Here is a 4,485-nt window from a genome sequence, read left to right as displayed (position 1 = left end):
CCACTTTCACAAATAACTCAATTATCTTCAAGTATACAATCAGCTTTTGCAGCTGTAGACCGTGTACTTGAAATATTAGATGAAAAAGAAGAAACACCTGACCTTGTAAACTCTACAAAAATTAAAAATTTACGTGGAGATGTTACTTTTGAGCATGTTAAGTTTGGATATAGCGAAGATAAAATTTTAATAAAAGATTTAAATGCTAAAGTAAAGAGTGGGCAAATGGTTGCAATAGTAGGTCCAACTGGAGCTGGAAAGACAACTTTAATAAATTTACTTATGAGATTTTATGATGTTAATGGTGGGTCAATAAAAATAGATGGTGTTGATATTAGAGATATGAAACGTAAAGATTTACGTTCAATATTTGGAATGGTTCTTCAAGATACATGGCTTTTTAATGGAACAATATATGATAATATTGAGTATGGTAGGTTTGGAGCAACTAAAGAAGATATAGTGAATGCTTGTAAAATTGCAAATGTACATCACTTTATTAAAACTTTACCTGACGGATACAATATGTTTTTAAATGAAGAAGCATCAAATATATCTCAAGGTGAAAAACAACTTTTAACTATTGCAAGAGCTATAATAAAGGATCCAGCAATACTTATATTAGATGAAGCTACAAGTTCAGTAGACACAAGACTTGAACTTTTACTTCAAAAAGCTATGCAAAATATAATGAAAGGTAGAACAAGTTTTGTTATTGCGCATAGATTGTCTACAATACGTAATGCAGATTTAATATTAGTTATTAATGATGGGAATATTATAGAACAAGGAAATCATGAAGAACTAATGTCAAAAAAAGGATTTTATGAAAAACTTTATAATAGCCAATTTGCAAATAAATAGGTTTAAATTATAAATAATAAAAATAAAGGTTGTTATATATACAATACTGTGTTATTATTAATGAGTAGCAAAAATGCTAACAACAAGAAAAGTTTCTCTTGGGTATATAATTTCTCTTAAATTAATTAGAGGTTATTATCAATTTGAATCTTTTAATTTAGGAGGATTTATTATGACAGATAAAGTAATAAAATGTAGAGATTGTGGCGAAGAATTCGTATTTTCAGTAGGAGAACAAGAATTCTACAAAGAAAAAGGATTCACTAATGAGCCAGTAAGATGTCCAGCTTGTAGAAGAGCTAAAAAAGAACAAAATAGAAGATAATTTTAGATTGTTATAAAGCTGTAGTTTAAACTACAGCTTTTTTTAGTTTAAAGGAAATATAATAATAAATTTACATTAAACTAAAATACTCTTATAAATTTTGATATTAATTATTTATTTTATTTTTAATTTAATAAATAAAAGGAAAAAATATATATAAATGGTATTTTATAATTGTTAAAATTAAAAAAATAAAGTTTTTATTCTAAACTATATTAATAATGTATATACAAAATAATTAAATTATAAATTATTTTTTAAAAGAACTATGTTAAATGGTTCTTTTTATTTTTGAAAAAGTAATATAAAGTGGTATATTTTTTTATATAACTAATGCATTAAAGAGAAAAGGTGGATGATGTATGAAAGAGGGGAACAGTAAGAGAAGTTTAGATAAGGTTTTTAGTTTTGCAATATTAATTTTATGGTGTGTAATAGCATTAGTTTTAGTATTTAATTCTCCATCACTAACTAAGTTAGTTACTGCTAAAGGGGGAATTCAATTACCTAACGATTATTCTTCAAAAATTTCAAGTATATTAAAAAATAATGATAAGTTTAATAGTAATGATAGTTATATAGCTATTTTTCATTCAAATAATGGCATAAATGAAGTTGATAAAGAAAATATTAAAAATACTATTGAAACTTTAAAGCGTGATAAAGATAGTATTTATATAAAAAGTATAGTAAATAGCTTTGATACACCAGAATTAAAATCACAGTTAGTATCAGATAATGATAAAACTATAATGGCATTAATAACAATAGACCCTAAAGGTGCTCAAACAAAAGAAATAAAAAATGCTATAGATAGTAAGTTAAATACGCCTGGAGTTTCTACATATCTTACAGGAGAAAAGTTAATAGAATCAGATGTTAATTTAGCAGCTCAAAGTGGGCTTAATAAAACTCAAAATATAACAGTAGTATTTATATTTATTGTTCTTATATTATTATTTAGGTCAATAGTTACGCCATTTATTCCTTTATTAACAGTAGGAATAAGTTATTTAGTTGCTCAATCTATTGTTGCAATATTAGCTAATAAATATAATTTTCCACTTTCAAATTATACACAAATATTTATGATATGTATTATGTTTGGAATAGGAACAGATTACTCTATATTGCTTTTAAATAGATTTAAATCAGAAATAGCTCAGGGTAAAAATAAATATGAAGCTGTAAAAATTACATATAAAACAGCAGGAAAAACTGTATTATCAAGTGCTATACCTGTATTTGTAGTTTTTGCATCACTTAATTTTATTGAATTTAATCTTTATAGAAGTGCTGTAGCAGTTGCAATTGGAATAGTATTTTTAATAATTGCATTATTTACTATATTTCCATCAGTTATGATTATTTTAGGTAAAAATATATTTTGGCCTGTTAAAAAGAAAATTTCAGTTGAAGAAAATAAATTATGGGGTAAACTTGGAAATTTTGCTTTTAGTAAGCCAATGCCAACTTTAATAGTTATATTAGTAATAACTGTTATACCAATATTATTTAATAATTGGAATGAATCTTTTAATAATTTAAATGAGATAGGAGATACGTATTCAGCTAAAGAAGGATTTAATATTGTAGCTGATGATTTTGGAATAGGTAAAGCATCACCTGTATCAATTTATATTGAAAATGATGATAATATGAAAAAGCCAGAATATATTGCTTTAATAGAAAAAATATCAAATGATATAGAAAATTCAAATAAGGGTATTACTTCAGTACTAAGTGTTACAAGACCAACAGGAACTAGACTTGATGAAATATATGTTAATAATCAAGCTGGGGATGTATATAAAGGAGTAAATAAGGCAAACGGTGGATTAAATGAGATTAAAGATGGACTAAATAAAGCAGGAAATAAAATAAATAGTTCAAAGCCAAAGCTTAAAGGGGCAGAGGAAGGAACAGAAAGATTGCAAGATGGTACACTTAAAACTAAAAAAGGTGTAGATGAACTTCAAAAAGCATTAAATGAGTTAGTAGATAGTATTAATTTGGAGCATAACGGTGCAACAGAACTTAAAGATGGAGTAGATAGTGCAAAAAATAAATTAGATAGTTTAAAGTTTAGTAAAGTAGAAATTGAAAATGCTTATAATGATATAACAGGTAAGGCAAGTGAAATATTAAATAAAGTAAGCAAATTTAATAATTTAATTAATGATAAAGATTTAGTAAATGTTGATAGTAGAGAAATAAAAGATGCTATATCATCAGTAAAAGATAATTTAAATGAATATTTAAAAACACACCCTGAAGCTAAAAAAGATAAAAATTTTCAAAAATTTAAAGGTGATTTAGATAGTTTAGATGGTAATGCAAATAATATTCAAGGAAAAGTAAATGATGATTTATTAAATAAAGTAAAAGATTTAAATGGAGACATTAAGTATTTAAACAATTGTTTAAATGAATTAAATAGTAAAAAAACTGAAATAATGAAAGATTTAAATAATTTTAATTCAGGAATAGAGAAGGTTGAAAATGGGTTAACTGCATTAGATTCAGGACTTTCAAAATCACTAAAAGGAGGGCAAGAAATATCAGGAAAAGTACCTGAAATATCAGATGCATTAACTAAAATAGCAGCTGGACAAGAACAGATTGAAAATGGATTTAAAGAATTTAGTTCACAAATAAATGAATTATCAGATGGATTAAAAACTGGTTCAAATGGTATTCAAGAAATTCAAAATGGACTTAGATATGCAAATGGATTTATTAATGATTGGTCTAATCTTTCATATAATCTTTCAGGAATTTGTGTTCCAGTAGAGATATTTAGTAATAGTAAATTTAAACAATCATTAAATCAATATATGAGTGAAGATGGAAACCTTGCAGTTATTAATGTAATAACAACTAAAAATCCATATTCAAATGATGCTGTTTTAGAAATCCCAATTCTTGAAAATGTAGTTAAAGATAGTGTAAAAGGAACACATCTTGAAAATGCAAATATTGGAGTTGGTGGAATAGCAAGTACGACTTATGAAACTAAGATGATGGCACAAAAAGATTATGATAAAGCATTAATTTTTGTAATAATTGGGGTATCTATAGCATTAGTTATAATTTTAAGATCATTAGTAATGCCAATATATTTAATGGCATCACTTATATTAACTTATTTTACCTCAATAAGTATAATTCAGTTTGTTGTTGAAAAAATAATGGGATATCCAGGTATATCATGGATAACATCATTTTTTGGATTTGTAGTTTTAATGGCACTTGGTATAGATTATTCTATATTTATAATGACAAGATTTAATCAA

Annotated in this window: 3 protein-coding genes; all 3 read left to right on the top strand. The window is 25.3% G+C overall.

Annotated features, from left to right (window positions below; all coding sequences use genetic code 11):
- On the top strand, positions 1-864 hold an 864-nt coding region (locus tag Q4E08_RS11595), incomplete at its 5' end, for an ABC transporter ATP-binding protein (protein ID WP_303131112.1).
- A 172-nt stretch (positions 865-1,036) separates the two neighbouring features.
- Positions 1,037-1,189 carry a zinc-ribbon domain-containing protein gene (locus Q4E08_RS11590; protein ID WP_303131111.1) on the top strand — a complete coding sequence of 51 codons (153 nt, stop codon included), beginning with the start codon at positions 1,037-1,039 and terminating at the stop codon, positions 1,187-1,189.
- Positions 1,190-1,551: 362 nt separating this feature from the next.
- Positions 1,552-4,485, top strand: a 2,934-nt coding sequence (locus Q4E08_RS11585; RefSeq protein ID WP_303131109.1) for an MMPL family transporter, incomplete at its 3' end; no start/stop codon positions are given.

The organism is Clostridium sp. (assembly GCF_030532265.1).
GTDB lineage: Bacteria > Bacillota > Clostridia > Clostridiales > Clostridiaceae > Clostridium.
The sequence above is the reverse complement of the archived record's forward strand: the minus strand, read 5'-3'. Positions and strand labels throughout refer to the sequence as shown.